We start from the raw sequence: 15,672 nt of genomic DNA, 5'->3' as shown, positions 1-15,672 counted from the left end.
TGAAAAAACTTTATGACTTTATTGGTGCCGGAATGGAGATCATGGAGTCTGTTCCTTGTGCTCTGGTCATGGTGGATTTAGTTGATGGTCATTCGGTTAGGTGTGTGATTTTTTGCGCCAACCTCGGGGGAGATGCGGATGCCATCGGTGCCATGGCTGGAGCCATTTTTGGGAAGCGATCTTTATCCACTGTAAATAGGGTTATTAACGGTGGATTTATTGATGGTCTATTGATGTGGGTCCCAGTTCTGGATTGTTCGCCTCTTTCTTTGTCAGTCTGATGGAATTATGGCTTATATTTGACCAGTAAAAGGAGCGACTAATGGGGGATTTACTGCCGATTACCGTAATTGGTGCTGCCGCAGGAGATATTGTTCTTAGCTTACCAAGGCTTCCTCGCAGTGGTGAAGATCAGGAAGCCAAAGAGATTGATCAACAGATCGGCGGTTCAGGTTTTAATGTTGTCCGGGCTTTGGTTCGCCTGCAAATCCCTGTGGTTAATGGTATCCCCGTTGGTAACGGATACTGGGGTAAGCGGATAACTAAAGAGATGCAGGCTCTTGGGCTTGAGGTCACATTAACCAACTCATCACTTGATAATGGCTGGTGTCTGGCAATGGTCGAACCGGATGGTGAGCGAAGTTTTATCTCTGTGAGTGGTTGTGAAGTTGACTGGAGTTCGGCAATGCTTTCGGCTATTGCTTTGCCGGAAAGGGGATATATCTACTCCAGTGGTTATGTTATGGCGAGCAAAACAACGGCGATTTTGTGTGACTGGTTATTGGCGTCACCACCTGGGCAGACATTATTGCTGGATTTTGGTCCCCGTTTACCCAATATAGATTCCGCTTTCATTGATGCATTGCCTGTTGGCCGAACCATTTTGACACTGAATCGTGATGAAATGACTATGTTGTGTGGAGAAGGTGATCCTGTCGCTCAGGCGAGCAATTATTCCAGTAAAAGAAAAATCACTATTATCTGTCGGTTAGGTTTACAGGGTACATGGATATGTTTGCCTGAGCGTAACCCAGAACATGTTGCTGCCTATAAAGTGAAAGTGGTGGATACCATTGGTGCTGGTGATGCTCATAGTAGTGGCATGCTTGCTGGTTTATCACAGGGAATGTCGCTGAAAGATGCTGTTGAACTTGGCAATCGTGTTGCTGCTGTTGTTGTCAGTCGTTCTGGTGCTGCGGGTGCGCCAACCATAAAAGAACTAAAGGAATTTGTGTTTGAGTAATCATCAATTAAACACAAGGATTTAGGTTTTCAAAGGTGTGATTAAAATGAATGCATTACATGCAGGTTGGAAACGAAAAACAACTCTTTTTTTATTAGCTGAGACAATTTCTCTGCTGGGTTCTTCCATTGTCCAGTTCTCGATCGTTTGGTATATCACCTTAAATACTTCATCAGGAGAAATGCTGGCTATCGCGGTACTCTGTGCATTTCTTCCACAGGTATTAATCTCTTTATTTGCCGGTGTTTGGGCTGATACTTACAACCGTAAATTACTCTGTATTGCCTCTGATGCATTAATTGCATTAGTGACTCTTGGCCTGGCGATCTCCTTTATGTTTGGGTTTAAGAGTATTGAGTTGCTATTTGTGGCTCTGATTATCCGCTCATTTGGTACAGGTATTCAGTCTCCGGCGGCTAGTGCTATCATTCCACAACTGGTCCCGAAAGAGAAACTGTTGCGGGTCAATGGGATTAATACTTCTCTGAATTCACTGACGATGTTGGCTTCTCCAGCCATTAGTGGTTTTTTGTATTCTCAGACTTCGATTGAGAATATTCTTTTAGTGGATGTTGCTACTGCTGTTATTGGCATCAGTATTGTTGCATTTATTCCTATTGCCAAAATCGCTTCTGATTCCATACCGGATAATAAATTTCAGGCGATGCTAGCGGGTTTTCGCTATCTGCAAGAGAATAAGCTAATCAGAAATATTTTGATTTTCCTGATTTGTGTTTGCTTCCTGATTAGTCCGGCTGCTTTTTTGACACCTCTATTGGTTAACAGGACATTTGGTGAAGAGTCATGGCGTTTAGCCGTTAACGAAATGACATTTAGTGCCGGAGCATTGTTGGGTGGATTGCTGATTTCTTTTTGGAGTGAATATAAAAATAAACTGCGTATAACGGGAATAGCTTGCACACTGTTCGGTATATTTATGATTGCTCTTGGCAATGCATATTGGTTTCCGCTGTATCTGGCATTAAACGTCTCTTTGGGCGCTATAGCACCTTGTTTTAACGCACCAATGGTCTCTGTTATACAGGAAAAAGTCGAGCCGGAGATGATGGGGCGAGTATTCAGTTTGGTTCAAATTGCTATGTCCTGCTCTCTGCCATTAGGTATGGTGATATTTGGTCCAATTGCTGACTATATTAATATTCAACTCCTTTTAATGATATCCGGTGTATTGATATTACTGACTGGCGGGATATTTTTTGTGTTTAACGGAGAAGAGAATATAGAAAGTAGCAGAGCAGTTTAATGAAGCGGGTATTGCCAAAGACATCGTGTTCATGGTTTGCTTTGTGCAATACCCGGTATTTGTTTGAAGAGAAAAAATGGAAAACACAGATAATCATTCGCAGTTTATTATCTATCAAACCGAAGATGGGGAAAACCGATTGGACGTTTGTTTTCAGGATGAAACAGTTTGGCTGACGCAAGCATTGATGGCGGAGTTGTTTCAGACCAGTAAGCAAAATATTGGCCAACATTTAAAAAATATCTTTCGAGAAAAGGAATTAATTGAAGATGCAGTAGTAAAGGAATTCTTTACTACTGCCGTAGATGGTAAAAACTACCGAACTAAACATTATAATCTGGATGCTATTATCTCTGTTGGTTATCGGGTGCAGAGCCATACCGCAACACGTTTTCGCCAATGGGTAACCCGTCACTTGCGGGAATATATTGTTAAAGGCTTTGTGCTGGATGACGAACGTTTGAAAAACCCGGATCAGCCATTTGATTACTTTGAAGAACTGACTCGACGTATTCAGGATATTCGTACCAGCGAAAAACGTTTCTATCAAAAAATCACTGATATTTATGCGACCAGTGTCGATTATGATCCAACACAGACCATCAGTATTAACTTCTTCAAAACAGTACAGAACAAAATTCATTGGGTAATTACAGAGCAGACCACAGCGGAAATCGTTCATCAACGTGCTGATAGTTTTCTCCCTAATATGGGGTTGACGAACTGGCGTGGTACTAAAGTTCGTAAAAGTGATGTAGTGAATGCTAAAAGCTATCTGACAGAAGAAGAGTTACAAGCATTGAATAATCTAATAGATCAATATCTGATATTTGCGGAAGGACAGGCCATGCGTCGAATTCCTATGCATATGGCTGATTGGGTGAAGAAGTTAGATGGATTTTTAACATTGAATGATCGGGATGTGCTTAATCATGTTGGTAAAATATCGCATCTAATGGCGAAGGAACTGTCTGAGTTTGAATATGATAAATTTCATCAGCAATGGTTAATAACAGAAGCAATAACCGCGGATGAACAGGACTTCCCCAGTTTAAATCGGCAGTTTGCAAAAATTACAGATAAGAAAGCGCGCCCTGATAACAATTAATTCCAATATGAATAATATCATGGAAAAGCATATTTTTTTGCTTTATTCCAGGTGAATATTGCTAGTTATACGATAAGCACAGCGCCGTGAATCGGTGAGCATATACTCTACTCGTTCTACTTGAGCTTGAAGTATATCCTGAAATACATTCAGTTCAGCGCGGCAAAAACCCTGGCATACCTTCGCGGCAGAGCAAATTGGGCAATGGTTTTCTATCAGTAAAATGGCGTCATCTTCTGTATGTGACCATTGAGCCATGTAACCTTCACGGCATCTTATGGCAACCAAACGTTCGACGCGTTCTTGCAGATTGGTTGTTCCATTCATAGCTTGCTTGTAATTAATCCGGGTTTCTTGCTCGCGGGTATCAATCAACAAATCTATCGCTTTCTCACCTAACTGTTTACGAATAGTGTTTAGTAATTGTACTGTCAGTTCAGCATGAGCATCCGGGAAATGAGCATGACCTGCGGCTGTCAGATGCCAAAGTTGTATTGGACGACCAACGCCTCGTGCTTCTGCGACAGCCTCTACCAATCCTTCTTTCGCTAACTTCACAAACTGTTGCCGGGCGGCTTCTCCTGTTGTTCCCAGTATTTTTCCGGCGTTAGAAGCTTGCTGAGGACCACGGGTTTTCAATAGCATCAGTAACCTTTCACCCACGGACTGTGTGACAGTTGTGCTATTTCCAAAGCTTTTTCTTGACATATTACTTCGCCTCGCCTTAATTTATTCCAAGCTAATTCTTGTTTAATTTAACGTAAGATTCATATTAACTCAATGCTAATTCAGGATAATAACTGTGATAACAACTGATGAAAGCCACTGGAGCGATTTGTTCTCCGGTAAAAATGCGGCTAGTGCTCTGGCCTTATCGCTGGGAGTTGCGTTACATGCGATTAATATCTTAATTGCTACCACTATCTTACCTTCGGTTGTGCAGGACATTGGTGGCCTGAACCTTTATGCCTGGAATACAACGCTGTTTGTGGTCGCTTCTATTATTGGTTCGGTATTGTCTGCACGTCTGCTTAACTCACAGGGGGCACGTAATGCTTATCTGGTTGCAGCAATATTCTTCTTCTTTGGTAGTTTGTTGTGCGCATCTGCTCCAACGATGGAAATGATGCTTATCGGACGGACAGTTCAGGGCTTCGGTGGTGGGTTACTGTTTGCACTTTCCTATGCCATGATCAATCTGGTATTTGAACAGGCGCTTTGGCCACGGGCAATGGCACTGACATCCGGTATGTGGGGTATTGCGACGTTGGTTGGTCCTGCTGTGGGGGGAATCTTTGCTGAGATAAATGCGTGGCGTTATGCCTTTGGTATCATGCTGCCAATAATGTTGCTGTATGCGGTTTTCACTTACTTAATTTTACCAAAAGGCAAACCTCAGGATCAGAATAAAGTAGCATTGCCACTGGTGCAGTTAGTTTTATTAGCGGGAGCAGTATTGATAGTTTCTGCTGGTAGTGTATCTGACAGTGTGAAGCTAAATTTTGCAGGGATTATGCTGGCATTAGTCTTGATCATGTTACTAATTTGCTATGAACGTCGTGCAGTGATACGTCTGTTGCCGCATGGCGCATTGCATTTGGGTTCACCTCATGCGGTGCTGTTTGCCACTATTTCATTATTGGTGATCGGCATGACCAGTGAAGTGTTTATCCCGTATTTCCTGCAAATGTTGCATGGTCAGTCACCGCTGGCTTCCGGTTATATGGCGGCGGCAATGGCAGCAGGCTGGACAGTCGCTGAGATAATCAGTGCGGGTTGGCGTGGGGCGGGTATGCGCCGGGCAATTGTCAGTGGGCCGATATTGGTACTGATAGGTATGCTGATTCTGTCATCGATATTATCACAGCCCTCGGCAGGACATTGGCAAGTGATGATTCCCATTGTGATTGCACTGACTTTGGTGGGATTTGGTATTGGCTTTGGCTGGCCACATTTGCTAACTCGTATCTTACAGGTATCGTCGGATGCCGATAAAGATATCGCAGGCGCTTCAATTACAACGGTACAGTTATTTGCCACTGCTTTTGGAGCAGCATTGGCGGGTATGGTAGTGAACCTTTCCGGATTGAATGAACCCGGAGGTGTGGCAGGTGCCGCTTCTGCCGCACATTGGTTGTTCCTGCTATTTGCTATCGCTCCGTTATTGGCTCTGTTTACTGCGTGGAGATCGGCGAAGATTAGGGCGGTGGTTGAATAATCTTGGTTTGCATTGGTATTAAATAAGGGAATAGATTACTCAAACCCGTATTGATAAGGAACAAAATATTAATATTCCCTTAACATTTTTTATTGTAGAGAGACACACATCTGTTTAGTATGGATGTGTTTAAGGGTAAATAAAGCGGAACGTCAGTTTTAGTGTTTAATCTATCTGTTTCTCTTACATATATTGTACCTTACGGAAGGTATTTAACGGATATATTGTGATAATCGTCGTGGTTCTGGAGGTTTCCCTTATTTCCTGAAGCAATTCATTATTGTAATACATATCAATTGATTCAGTTTAAGGATACGTGGAGTGATTGAATTCTATTGGAGCTGTTTGGCAGGTGGTGTGTTGTTTGCACTGATAGGTGTTGTTTTTGGCGATATTATCAGTAGTGCGCTTGATGGATTTCTTGATTTTTTATCAGTCGATTTCTTACAGCCAATGGTTATTGCAACTGCGATCACAACGTTGGGTGGAGCGGGAATTCTGTTTACTCAGTACTCTCCCTTTACTGCCATAATATGCCTGATATTTTCCTTATTTTCCGCCCTTATTATATCAATTGCCGTATTCTTTGGTTATGTCAAACCAATGCAGAACAGTGAGAATTCAACCAGTTTTTCAATACAGGATTTACAGGGCAAAATTGCTCTGGTTTCCGTGGCTATTCCAGCTGATGGATTTGGTGAAATAGTTGTACGTATTGGTGCTGGTAATACCAATCAAATTGCTGCCAGCTTTGATACCGTTAATATTGCGAATGACACTCAGGTTGTAATTGTTGAGGTTCGTGAGGGGATTACTTATGTCTCCCCGTTAGAGCTCTAAAATTGGAGAAATTATTTATGCCGAGTATTCCAGATTATTTTATTATTCCAGGTATTGTTATTGCAGTTATTATTGTCCTGGGTTTAGCTTTTTGGGCGCGTTATAAAACCGTAGGACCTGACAAAGCAATGATTGTTGCGGGCTCTTTTCTTGGTGATGGGTCAACAATTTCCACAGATGAATCTGGCCGGAAAATAAAAATTGTTCGCGGTGGTGGCACGTTTATTTGGCCTATTTTCCAGCAGTCGCAATATATCTCTCTACTTTCACACAAGCTTGATGTATCAACGCCGGAAGTTTACACGGCACAAGGCGTACCGGTTATTGCTGATGGTGTTGCGATTATTAAGGTAGGCAGTTCTATAGAAGATATTGCTACGGCGGCAGAGCAATTCATCGGCAAACCCATTGAATCTTTGAAAGGGGAGGCGCAGGAAGTGTTGGAAGGCCACCTTCGTGCGATTCTCGGTTCAATGACAGTGGAGGAGGTATATCGTAACCGCGACAAGTTTGCTCAAGAAGTACAAGGTGTTGCTGCACGCGACCTGAAAAAGATGGGTCTGCAAATCGTTTCTTTCACTATCAAAGATGTTCGTGACAAACAAGGCTATCTGGATGCGCTAGGCAAACCTAGAATTGCCACAGTAAAACGCGATGCGGAGATTGCCGAAGCGGAAGCAACGCGGGATGCCCGGATTCAGAAAGCCAAAGCAGAAGAAGAAGGGCAGAAGGCCGAACTTATTCGAGATACGAATATTGCGGAGGCAAATAAGGAAAAAGAGCTGAAAGTTGCTTCATTCAAGAAGGAACAGGATACGGCCAAAGCAGAAGCAGATCAGGCGTACCAGATTCAAGAAGCCAAGGCCCGACAGCTCATGGTGGAAGAGCAGATGAAGGTAGAGTTGGTGCGAAAAGATCGTGAAGTTGATCTTCAGGAGAAAGAAATCCTCGTTCGGCAGATGAAGTATGATGCTGATGTGAAAAAGAAAGCTGATGCGGATAAATACGCGGTTGAGCAGGCAGCGGAAGCGGATAAGGCGCGTAAGATGCGTGAAGCGGAGGCGATGCAATATTCTATCGAAGCTCAAGCGAAAGCGAATGCCGAACAGAAACGGCTTGATGGGATGGCGATTGCGGATGCGGAGCGAGCAAAAGGGACTGCGGACGCCGAAGTTATCCGTCTTCGCGGCCTTGCGGAAGCGGAAGCCAAGGAAAAACTGGCTGAAGCTTTCCAGAAGTTTGGCGAAGCTGCTGTACTCGACATCATTGTGAAGATGCTACCAGAACTTGCAGGCAAAATTGCCGCACCGCTTTCATCAATTGATAAGCTGACCGTTGTTGATACTGGCAATGGTGATGGGGCTGCCCGCGTTAGTAACTATGTTACCCAATTGATGGCGACGGCACCGGAAATGTTGAAGAATATCTCTGGCATTGATATTGAGCAATTGATTAAAGGCATAACTGGGAAAGCCGAAGAATCGGCAGTGAGCCGTGTACATTTACCGCAAAAGTGAACCTAATACTACAGCCGTACTTACTTTTTTCAACAGAAAAGACACTCATAGAAAAGCTTAATTCATGCGGTTTCTCAGAATTGTGAGCATCAAGGAAAATGCAACTTTCTGGTATCTACGGCTGTAGTACTAGGAAGCATGTAGATCAAAGTTATGAGGAATCTTCATGAATACTAGGGGTATTATAGGCGAAAAAGCTGAGATATTTTCTGAAATTCGGGAACACCCCGCGAAACAGAGATATCTTGCAGGCTTATTATGGTTAAGGATATTTAATGCTACGTTATCCATTGTTATTTATTATTGTTTTTATGCTTTCCGGCTGTGGGTATAACGATATCCAATAATGTGTGGTCTAACTATTGCCGTTTCTGCTCTATTGATTGATCTTATGGGGGCTGCTTCCGTAAGTGGTTTTATGAGTTATTTCAGCATCTTTTTGATATCTACGTTTATTCTGATGATGTTTTTCGCGCTTGTTGCTGCATTTACCGGCAGACAGCTCGTCGGGACCTCTAAGATATCAAGACATGGTTCTCGCAATAACAGAAGAAAAAGAAGAAGATCTGATAGTGGTAGCTCAAGCAGCAGTGCTAGTAGTGATTTCTACGGCGGTGGTAGCTCAAGTAGCCGTTCTGGTGGTGATTTCCACGGTGGTGGTGGCTCCAGTGGAGGAGGGGGAGCATCTGACCGTTGGTAGAGATCCCGTCTCAGTCAACTGCGAGTGATTTCAACGGGTTCACCGTGGGTCGCTGCGTCCGGTACTTCTGAGATACTGAGGTGTATGTACGCATGTTGCGCCTCCTGAAGTGTACATATTAAGTGTATAATTAACATGTACATTAATCAGTCAACGGGGTGTAATTGCTGCAATTGACATATCTCAATAATGTATGACAGGCTATGCCATTAAAAAAGCTCGCTGTTACACGAACTTCTTGGTTCTTTGCGACTTTGTGATTCTTTGTAAAATGTTACTCAATATTCTGAATCTGCTCCCGCATCTGCTCAATCAGCACTTTCAATTCAATTGCGGAATTGGTGATCTCGGCATTAATAGATTTAGATGCCAGGGTATTAGACTCGCGGTTAAATTCCTGCATCATAAAATCCAGACGACGGCCGACGGCTTCTTTTTTCTTCAGGATATTGTGGGTTTCTTTAACATGGGCGTCGAGGCGATCTAATTCTTCCGCCACATCAAGGCGTTGAGCCAACAAAACTAATTCTTGCTCAAGACGGTTATTTTCGATCTGTACCTGAGCTTCTTCCAGTTTAGTTTGCAGGCGTTCCCGCTGCCATTGCATGATTTCAGGCATTTGCTGGCGAACTTTACTGACTTCTTCGGTGACAGCGTTCAGACGCTGTTCAATCATGGTCTTAAGTGCAGTACCTTCGGTTTCACGGCTTTGAATAAAAGCATCCAGTGTTTTCTCCAATTCTTCCAGCAGTTGGGTACTGATAGCATCCAAATCCTGCTCTTCCGCTGCCATGACACCTGGCCAGCGGAGGATATCAACAGGATTGATTTTACCTTCATTACTCTGTTGTTTAACCCAATTCGCCGCATTTACCAGCTGTTTCGCTAAAGTTTCATTTAGAATAAGTTCGCCTTGAGTGTGTGAGTCCAGTTCAAAACGCAGGTTGCACTCAACTTTTCCGCGAGTCAGACGGGAACGAATGCGTTCACGGATCACCGGTTCCAAGCTTCTGAGTTGTTCTGGCAGGCGGATATAAGTCTCTAAATAACGCTGATTAACGGAGCGCAGTTCCCAAGCCGCATTGCCCCATTCACTTTTGATATCTCGCCGTGCAAAAGCCGTCATACTACGAATCATGATTCGTTCCCATTTAAATAAAAGATTAAGGGATTATAACGCTCGTTGTAGATGCAGGATAGGCATTAGCCCTGTTAGGCCGTATAATGCGCCCCCAATAATGATTTAACAACGGAGATAACACCATGCGCCCAGCAGGACGAGCGGCAGAGCAAGTGCGCCCTATCACTATAACCCGTAATTACACTAAGCATGCTGAAGGTTCGGTTCTGGTGGAGTTTGGGGATACCAAAGTGTTATGTAATGCATCCGTTGAAGAAGGGGTTCCCCGTTTCCTGAAAGGTCAGGGACAAGGTTGGGTTACGGCTGAATATGGCATGTTACCGCGCTCTACTCATACCCGAAATGCCCGTGAAGCAGCCAGAGGAAAACAGGGGGGGCGTACTATGGAAATCCAGCGTTTAATCGCCCGTTCGCTGCGTGCCGCTGTTGATCTGAAAAAACTGGGTGAATACACCATTACTCTGGATTGTGATGTGATTCAGGCTGATGGCGGTACCCGTACAGCTTCTATAACAGGTGCTTGTGTAGCGCTAGTTGATGCGCTGGATAAAATAGTTGCAGCGGGTAAGCTAAAAGAAAGTCCTCTGAAATCAATGGTTGCTGCGGTCTCTGTCGGTATTGTGGATGGTGAAGGCCGTTGTGATCTGGAATATGTGGAAGACTCAGCCGCTGAAACTGATATGAACGTCGTGATGATGGAAGATGGCCGGATGATTGAAGTGCAAGGCACTGCAGAAGGCGAGCCGTTTAGTCATGATGAATTGTTGTCCTTGTTGTCCCTTGCCAAGGGGGGATTAGAGGACATTTTTGAAGCGCAGAGAAATGCGTTAAAACAATAAGTTGATCAGGCGACGTAATAGTCGCCTTTTTTGTGTCTGTCGTGTAGCGGATAACCAAACTAAATAAGAGGAGAAGCACCAATGAAAGCCTATCAGCGCGAATTTATTGAGCTTGCGCTAAAAAAACAGGTACTGAAGTTTGGGGAATTTACCCTGAAATCAGGACGTAAAAGCCCGTATTTTTTTAATGCCGGGCTGTTTAATACCGGGCGTGATTTGGCGTTAATCGGGCGTTTTTATGCAGCAGCATTATTGGATAGCGGTATTCAGTGTGATTTGTTGTTTGGACCAGCTTATAAGGGTATTCCAATCGCAACAACAACGGCGGTTGCATTGGCGGATCACCATGATATTGATATGCCATATTGTTTTAATCGTAAGGAAGTTAAAGATCATGGTGAAGGTGGCACTTTAGTCGGTAGTCCACTTAAAGGAAATGTTGTTCTGGTTGATGATGTTATTACCGCAGGCACAGCCATCCGTGAATCCATGGAGATTATCAAGCAGCATAATGCGACGCTTGCCGGCGTGATGATTTGTCTTGATCGTCAGGAACGCGGGAAGGGTGAAATCTCAGCAATTCAAGAAATTGAAAGAGATTATGGTTGCAACGTGTTTTCCATTATTACCCTGAATGATTTGATTAGTTATTTAGGTAGTCAGACAGAGATGAAAGATCACCTGGATGCAGTGAAAGCATATCGTGAGCAGTACGGTATCTGACCGGTAAGCTTTAAAAAAAAAGCCCTCGCCCAATAACGGGCGGGGTGAGTAGTAGAATAGCTTATTGTAACTGAGCCAGTAACAATGGCCAGCGCGCTTCAAATTCCTGTGTTGGGCGATAGCGGAATTCTGAGCGAACAAAGCGTGATAGCATCCCTTCACAAAACGCCAGCAACTGGGAAGCTAATAACGACTCATCATAACTGAAACCTTGTCCATCACGTAATTTTTTCTCTTTCAAAACTTGACGGATCTGTACTTCAATTCGTTCAAATAATTGATTTATACGCCCTTGCAGCCGGTTTTGTTCAAACATCAGAGCATGGCCTGTCATGATGCGGGTCAGACCTGGGTTTTTTTCTGAGAAGCCCAGAATTAGAACCAATATCAGGCGGATACGAGTAATGGTGTCTTTTTCGTCTTGCAGAATCAGGTTAATCCGTGAAATTAATGAGTCTTCAATAAACTCGATCAAGCTGTCAAACATCCGGGTTTTGCTGGGAAAATGCCGGTACAGTGCAGCTTCGGAAACGCCCACGTTGGCGGCCAGTTTAGCGGTGGTTATCCGATTACTACCATCACTGGATTGCAACATATGCGCAAGGGCCTGCAAAATCTCCTCGCGCCTGTTTCTTTTCTTCGTATTTTCGTTTTCTGCCATGTCTGATAAGACCCCTGCTAAAAACAGCAAAACAAACAAACCAGCAATTCTTTGCCCAAGGGTATTTTGAGCAAAGAATATGATAATTGGTTAATGATATTAGGTTTTACAGAGATTTATTGGCGACCGGAATGACCAAAACCACCGCTGCCTCTTTCGCTGGTTTCAAAATCTTCCACCAGATTGAATTCAGCCTGAACGACGGGTACAAAAACCATCTGAGCGATACGTTCGCCTGGCTTGATAGTGAAAGTTTTATCACCACGGTTCCAGACAGAAACCATCAGCTGACCTTGATAATCAGAATCAATCAAACCAACCAGATTACCCAGAACGACGCCATGTTTATGTCCAAGGCCTGAACGGGGCAGAATAACCGCTGCCAGCTGCTCATCGCCAATATGAATGGCAAGCCCGGTCGGAAGAAGTTCAGTTTGTCCTGGCACCAGTTCTACCGCGTTGTCAAGGCAAGCCCGCAAATCTAAACCTGCGGAGCCGGGAGTTGCGTAAGTTGGCAGAGGAAATTCCTGCCCGATACGTGGATCAAGGATTTTAACGTCGATTTTTTTCATCATAGCGTCTGACTATCTCATCTAATAAATGGTGGCTGAGTAATAACTTACTACTATGAGGTAAGCGAATATCCCCCTCATGCCAGAACAAATGTAGTGCATTAGTATCACTGTTAAAGCCGTGACCAGTAAGGGATACATCATTCGCACAAATCAGATCCAAATGTTTTTGGTTCAGTTTGTTACGTGCGTATTCTTCCACATTCTGGGTTTCAGCCGCAAATCCAACAACAAAAGGGCGATTTTCTTGCATTGTGGCTACATTAGCAACAATGTCAGGGTTTTTAACCAGAGTAAAAGTAATTTCTTCCCCCTGTTTTTTGATTTTTTCTGGGGCAATTTGTTTAGCACGGTAATCTGCAACCGCAGCACAACCAATAAAAATGTCCTGTGAACCGGCTACTGCCTGTACTTGTCCATTCATTTCCAGGGCGCTAGTTACGTCGATTCGTTTGACACCCGGTGGGGTCGGTAAATTAACGGGGCCTGTGATAAGGGTGACTTCTGCGCCACGTGCCGCTGCGGCGTGGGCGATGGCAAACCCCATTTTGCCGGAGCTGTGATTGCTGATAAAACGGACAGGATCCAGTGCTTCACGGGTTGGTCCGGCGGTAATAGCAAGTTTTAGGTGAGCTAAGTCCTGGCTGGCTTGAAAATGTTGTTCAGCCAGTTCAACAATCGCCATTGGCTCCAACATCCTACCAGGGCCAATGTCACCACAAGCCTGATTGCCACTGTCCGGACCCCACAGGAAAACCCCTCGCTCTTCAAGAATCTTGAGATTATGTTGTGTTGCCTGAGCACGAAACATTTGTTGATTCATTGCAGGTAACACGGCAACAGGTGCCGGGGAAGCCAGACAGACAGTTGTCACTAGATCATTTGCCATACCAACTACCAGACGAGCCAGTAAATCAGCCGTAGCTGGGGCGAGAATAATGAGATCAGCCCATTTGCCAAGTTCTATATGCCCCATAGCAGCTTCCGCTGCCGGATCTAACAGGTCGTCGGAGACGGGGTAACCGGAAACTGCTTGCAACGTCAGTGGCGTAATAAATGCTTCTGCTGCTGGTGTCATCACTACACGTACCTGTGCGCCGCGATCACGCAGGCGGCGTACCAGTTCGGGAGTTTTGTAAGCGGCGATCCCTCCGCTAATACCGAGCACAATCTGTTTGCCGGAAAGTCCTGCCATCGTGGTTGTCCGAATATTAAGTTGCAAGGATTCTGAATTTTATCACAAGAGATTACAGAGTTGAGGATAGTCTGAACTTTGATAGTGAAAAAAGGTAAGTTTGCGAGCGGCTACGCAGCTTATGAATATGACGTTAGTCCTTATTTTTAAGGCATGGAATACTGTTTGTATCAGATGAAACAAGGGCAGGGAGATGAATATATGGAAGTTGGTATTACTGAAAATACAGAAGAAATATATTCAAATTTAGCTCCCAGAGAAAAATTGTTGGCATATGGTTCAGTTTCTTTAACGGATACGGAGCTACTGGCTATTTTTCTGCGTACTGGCACCAGAGGGATCCCGGTTTTGAAGATGGCTGAATTCTTGCTGAAAGAATTTGGGTCTCTGTACCATTTACTCTCTGCTGATTATGACACCTTCTGTTCTCATAAAGGGATGGGATTAGCCAAATATGCACAATTGCAGGCTATTGCAGAATTGGCAAAACGTTTTTTCTCCAGTCAGTTCGTTCATGAAGATATTATGAGTAGTCCAAGTGTGACTCAAGAGTATTTGCAAAACTTGTTATCAGGGCGGGACAGGGAAGTATTTGTTGTGTTGTTTCTCAATAATCAAAATAAAGTCATCTGTCATGAGGAGATGTTTAAAGGCACAATCAATAAAGTTGAAGTTCATCCTCGTGAAATTGTCAGATCGGCGATAAAGGTAAATGCTTCATCTATTATTTTGGCGCATAATCACCCATCAGGTCACGCAGAGCCTAGCCTGGCGGATAAAATTGTTACAGACAAAGTAATTGATGCCTGCAATTTGGTTGGTGTACAAGTGCTGGATCATCTGGTTATTGGTCGGCAATGTTGTGTCTCATTTGCTGAGCGAGGCTGGATTTAGCCAATTTTTTCAAGATCCTTGGGGATCTTTAGTTGTGCGGGACTTGAGCGTCAGCGATTGAGAGCGTATACTACGCCACCTTTGAGGATCTTTGGTTTGGCGAGAAGAGCCTATCTCAGCACATTTTCTGAGTAAATGTGAGTCTTTTCAGTAGAATTTGCTGAGATGGGCTCCTAAGCCTGACGAGGCGGCCATACCCAATACAAAGCTCGAGCTGATTTGATTTTTGGAGAATAGACATGTCCCGAGTCTGCCAAGTTACTGGCAAACGCCCGATGAGTGGTAACAACCGCTCTCACGCATTGAATGCGACTAAGCGTCGTTTTCTGCCTAACCTGCATTCCCACCGTTTCTGGGTTGAGTCCGAGAAGCGCTTTGTAACTCTGCGTGTATCTGCTAAAGGTATGCGTGTGATTGATAAGAAGGGTATCGATGCAGTTTTGGCTGAACTTCGTACCCGTGGTGAGAAGTACTAAGGAGCTGAAAAATGGCTAAAGGTATTCGCGATAAAATCAAGCTGGTTTCTTCAGCTGGTACTGGTCACTTCTATACCACTACGAAGAACAAGCGCACTATGCCTGAGAAACTGGAAATGAAAAAGTTTGATCCAGTTGTTCGTCAGCATGTAATGTACAAAGAAGCTAAGATTAAATAATTTTGGTTGATTTGATAAAAACCCGGCTTTGGCCGGGTTTTTTGTTGCTATAGGTTTTATAGTCGATATTCACTCATTCTTCTCAACGTTTCATATATATCT

The 15,672-nt window shown here is 44.0% G+C and carries 18 protein-coding genes; 13 read left to right on the top strand and 5 right to left on the bottom strand.

Going from position 1 to position 15,672, the window contains the following annotated elements; translation table 11 throughout:
* The first annotated feature begins 32 nt into the window (after positions 1–32).
* The 4 genes from ACUN2T_RS25640 (at position 33) to ACUN2T_RS25625 (ending at position 3,615) form a co-directional block, all read left to right on the top strand.
* On the top strand, positions 33–281 hold the full coding sequence (locus ACUN2T_RS25640; RefSeq protein WP_445495655.1) for an ADP-ribosylglycohydrolase family protein: 249 nt from the start codon (positions 33–35) through the stop codon (positions 279–281).
* A gap of 41 nt (positions 282–322) precedes the next feature.
* Positions 323–1,243, top strand: a complete 921-nt coding sequence (locus tag ACUN2T_RS25635; RefSeq protein ID WP_445495654.1) for a PfkB family carbohydrate kinase — start codon at positions 323–325, stop codon at positions 1,241–1,243.
* A 46-nt stretch (positions 1,244–1,289) separates the two neighbouring features.
* Complete coding sequence (locus tag ACUN2T_RS25630) at positions 1,290–2,507, top strand: MFS transporter (RefSeq protein WP_445495653.1); 1,218 nt, start codon at positions 1,290–1,292, stop codon at positions 2,505–2,507.
* A 76-nt stretch (positions 2,508–2,583) separates the two neighbouring features.
* Positions 2,584–3,615 carry a virulence RhuM family protein gene (locus ACUN2T_RS25625; protein WP_445495652.1) on the top strand — a complete coding sequence of 344 codons (1,032 nt, stop codon included), beginning with the start codon at positions 2,584–2,586 and terminating at the stop codon, positions 3,613–3,615.
* A gap of 42 nt (positions 3,616–3,657) precedes the next feature.
* Here ACUN2T_RS25625 and ACUN2T_RS25620 read toward each other — a convergent pair whose 3' ends face one another.
* Complete coding sequence (locus ACUN2T_RS25620; protein ID WP_445495651.1) at positions 3,658–4,323, bottom strand: helix-turn-helix transcriptional regulator; 666 nt, start codon at positions 4,321–4,323, stop codon at positions 3,658–3,660.
* 94 nt (positions 4,324–4,417) lie between these two features.
* On the opposite strand from ACUN2T_RS25620, the gene ACUN2T_RS25615 reads away from it, so the two are divergent.
* The 4 genes from ACUN2T_RS25615 to ACUN2T_RS25600 all read left to right on the top strand — a co-directional run bounded on the left by ACUN2T_RS25615 (position 4,418) and on the right by ACUN2T_RS25600 (position 8,890).
* Positions 4,418–5,833, top strand: a complete 1,416-nt coding sequence (locus ACUN2T_RS25615) for an MFS transporter (RefSeq protein WP_445495650.1) — start codon at positions 4,418–4,420, stop codon at positions 5,831–5,833.
* Between the two features lie 321 nt (positions 5,834–6,154).
* Positions 6,155–6,673, top strand: a complete 519-nt coding sequence (locus ACUN2T_RS25610; protein WP_445495649.1) for a hypothetical protein — start codon at positions 6,155–6,157, stop codon at positions 6,671–6,673.
* 17 nt (positions 6,674–6,690) lie between these two features.
* A complete protein-coding gene (locus tag ACUN2T_RS25605) occupies positions 6,691–8,190 on the top strand; it encodes an SPFH domain-containing protein (protein ID WP_445495648.1) in 1,500 nt (499 codons plus the stop codon).
* A 346-nt stretch (positions 8,191–8,536) separates the two neighbouring features.
* Positions 8,537–8,890 carry a hypothetical protein gene (locus ACUN2T_RS25600; protein WP_445495647.1) on the top strand — a complete coding sequence of 118 codons (354 nt, stop codon included), beginning with the start codon at positions 8,537–8,539 and terminating at the stop codon, positions 8,888–8,890.
* A gap of 274 nt (positions 8,891–9,164) precedes the next feature.
* Here ACUN2T_RS25600 and ACUN2T_RS25595 read toward each other — a convergent pair whose 3' ends face one another.
* Positions 9,165–10,028 (bottom strand): YicC/YloC family endoribonuclease, encoded by an 864-nt coding sequence (locus ACUN2T_RS25595; RefSeq protein ID WP_445495646.1) that lies wholly within the window; start codon positions 10,026–10,028, stop codon positions 9,165–9,167.
* A gap of 125 nt (positions 10,029–10,153) precedes the next feature.
* Between ACUN2T_RS25595 and rph the strand changes: the two genes are divergently transcribed.
* Together rph and pyrE are read left to right on the top strand one after the other, a co-directional pair.
* A complete protein-coding gene (gene rph, locus ACUN2T_RS25590; RefSeq protein WP_445495645.1) occupies positions 10,154–10,870 on the top strand; it encodes a ribonuclease PH in 717 nt (238 codons plus the stop codon).
* An 81-nt stretch (positions 10,871–10,951) separates the two neighbouring features.
* The gene (gene pyrE / locus ACUN2T_RS25585; RefSeq protein ID WP_445495644.1) at positions 10,952–11,593 is read left to right on the top strand and encodes an orotate phosphoribosyltransferase; all 642 of its coding nucleotides are present in this window, start codon (positions 10,952–10,954) and stop codon (positions 11,591–11,593) included.
* A gap of 61 nt (positions 11,594–11,654) precedes the next feature.
* Here pyrE and slmA read toward each other — a convergent pair whose 3' ends face one another.
* The 3 genes from slmA to coaBC form a co-directional block, all read right to left on the bottom strand.
* Complete coding sequence (slmA, locus tag ACUN2T_RS25580) at positions 11,655–12,254, bottom strand: nucleoid occlusion factor SlmA (RefSeq protein ID WP_445495643.1); 600 nt, start codon at positions 12,252–12,254, stop codon at positions 11,655–11,657.
* Positions 12,255–12,370: 116 nt separating this feature from the next.
* Entirely contained in the window at positions 12,371–12,829 is a 459-nt protein-coding gene (gene dut, locus ACUN2T_RS25575; RefSeq protein ID WP_445495642.1) for a dUTP diphosphatase, read from the bottom strand.
* Positions 12,807–14,021, bottom strand: coding sequence for a bifunctional phosphopantothenoylcysteine decarboxylase/phosphopantothenate--cysteine ligase CoaBC (gene coaBC / locus ACUN2T_RS25570; protein WP_445495641.1), 1,215 nt, complete (start codon positions 14,019–14,021; stop codon positions 12,807–12,809). The genes dut and coaBC overlap by 23 nt, the downstream gene beginning before the upstream one ends.
* A gap of 201 nt (positions 14,022–14,222) precedes the next feature.
* On the opposite strand from coaBC, the gene radC reads away from it, so the two are divergent.
* The 3 genes from radC (at position 14,223) to rpmG (ending at position 15,570) form a co-directional block, all read left to right on the top strand.
* Positions 14,223–14,915, top strand: a complete 693-nt coding sequence (gene radC, locus ACUN2T_RS25565; protein ID WP_445497982.1) for a RadC family protein — start codon at positions 14,223–14,225, stop codon at positions 14,913–14,915.
* Positions 14,916–15,154: 239 nt separating this feature from the next.
* Entirely contained in the window at positions 15,155–15,391 is a 237-nt protein-coding gene (gene rpmB, locus ACUN2T_RS25560; RefSeq protein ID WP_004265123.1) for a 50S ribosomal protein L28, read from the top strand.
* Between the two features lie 11 nt (positions 15,392–15,402).
* Positions 15,403–15,570 carry a 50S ribosomal protein L33 gene (gene rpmG / locus ACUN2T_RS25555; protein ID WP_010847629.1) on the top strand — a complete coding sequence of 56 codons (168 nt, stop codon included), beginning with the start codon at positions 15,403–15,405 and terminating at the stop codon, positions 15,568–15,570.
* Positions 15,571–15,672: the final 102 nt, after the last annotated feature.

Source organism: Photorhabdus machadonis (genome assembly GCF_052657765.1).
The sequence above is the reverse complement of the archived record's forward strand: the minus strand, read 5'-3'. Positions and strand labels throughout refer to the sequence as shown.

What these genes read in the sequence shown, in the direction of transcription:
- rpmB (WP_004265123.1), top strand. Translation starts at nt 15,155, where the DNA reads ATGTCCCGAGTCTGCCAAGTTACTGGCAAACGCCCGATGAGTGGTAAC.
- ACUN2T_RS25625 (WP_445495652.1), top strand. Translation starts at nt 2,584, where the DNA reads ATGGAAAACACAGATAATCATTCGCAGTTTATTATCTATCAAACCGAA.
- ACUN2T_RS25595 (WP_445495646.1), bottom strand. Translation starts at nt 10,028, where the DNA reads ATGATTCGTAGTATGACGGCTTTTGCACGGCGAGATATCAAAAGTGAA.
- ACUN2T_RS25600 (WP_445495647.1), top strand. Translation starts at nt 8,537, where the DNA reads ATGTGTGGTCTAACTATTGCCGTTTCTGCTCTATTGATTGATCTTATG.
- slmA (WP_445495643.1), bottom strand. Translation starts at nt 12,254, where the DNA reads ATGGCAGAAAACGAAAATACGAAGAAAAGAAACAGGCGCGAGGAGATT.
- ACUN2T_RS25620 (WP_445495651.1), bottom strand. Translation starts at nt 4,323, where the DNA reads ATGTCAAGAAAAAGCTTTGGAAATAGCACAACTGTCACACAGTCCGTG.
- ACUN2T_RS25640 (WP_445495655.1), top strand. Translation starts at nt 33, where the DNA reads ATGGAGATCATGGAGTCTGTTCCTTGTGCTCTGGTCATGGTGGATTTA.
- rpmG (WP_010847629.1), top strand. Translation starts at nt 15,403, where the DNA reads ATGGCTAAAGGTATTCGCGATAAAATCAAGCTGGTTTCTTCAGCTGGT.
- radC (WP_445497982.1), top strand. Translation starts at nt 14,223, where the DNA reads ATGGAAGTTGGTATTACTGAAAATACAGAAGAAATATATTCAAATTTA.
- ACUN2T_RS25605 (WP_445495648.1), top strand. Translation starts at nt 6,691, where the DNA reads ATGCCGAGTATTCCAGATTATTTTATTATTCCAGGTATTGTTATTGCA.
- rph (WP_445495645.1), top strand. Translation starts at nt 10,154, where the DNA reads ATGCGCCCAGCAGGACGAGCGGCAGAGCAAGTGCGCCCTATCACTATA.
- dut (WP_445495642.1), bottom strand. Translation starts at nt 12,829, where the DNA reads ATGATGAAAAAAATCGACGTTAAAATCCTTGATCCACGTATCGGGCAG.
- ACUN2T_RS25630 (WP_445495653.1), top strand. Translation starts at nt 1,290, where the DNA reads ATGAATGCATTACATGCAGGTTGGAAACGAAAAACAACTCTTTTTTTA.
- pyrE (WP_445495644.1), top strand. Translation starts at nt 10,952, where the DNA reads ATGAAAGCCTATCAGCGCGAATTTATTGAGCTTGCGCTAAAAAAACAG.
- coaBC (WP_445495641.1), bottom strand. Translation starts at nt 14,021, where the DNA reads ATGGCAGGACTTTCCGGCAAACAGATTGTGCTCGGTATTAGCGGAGGG.
- ACUN2T_RS25635 (WP_445495654.1), top strand. Translation starts at nt 323, where the DNA reads ATGGGGGATTTACTGCCGATTACCGTAATTGGTGCTGCCGCAGGAGAT.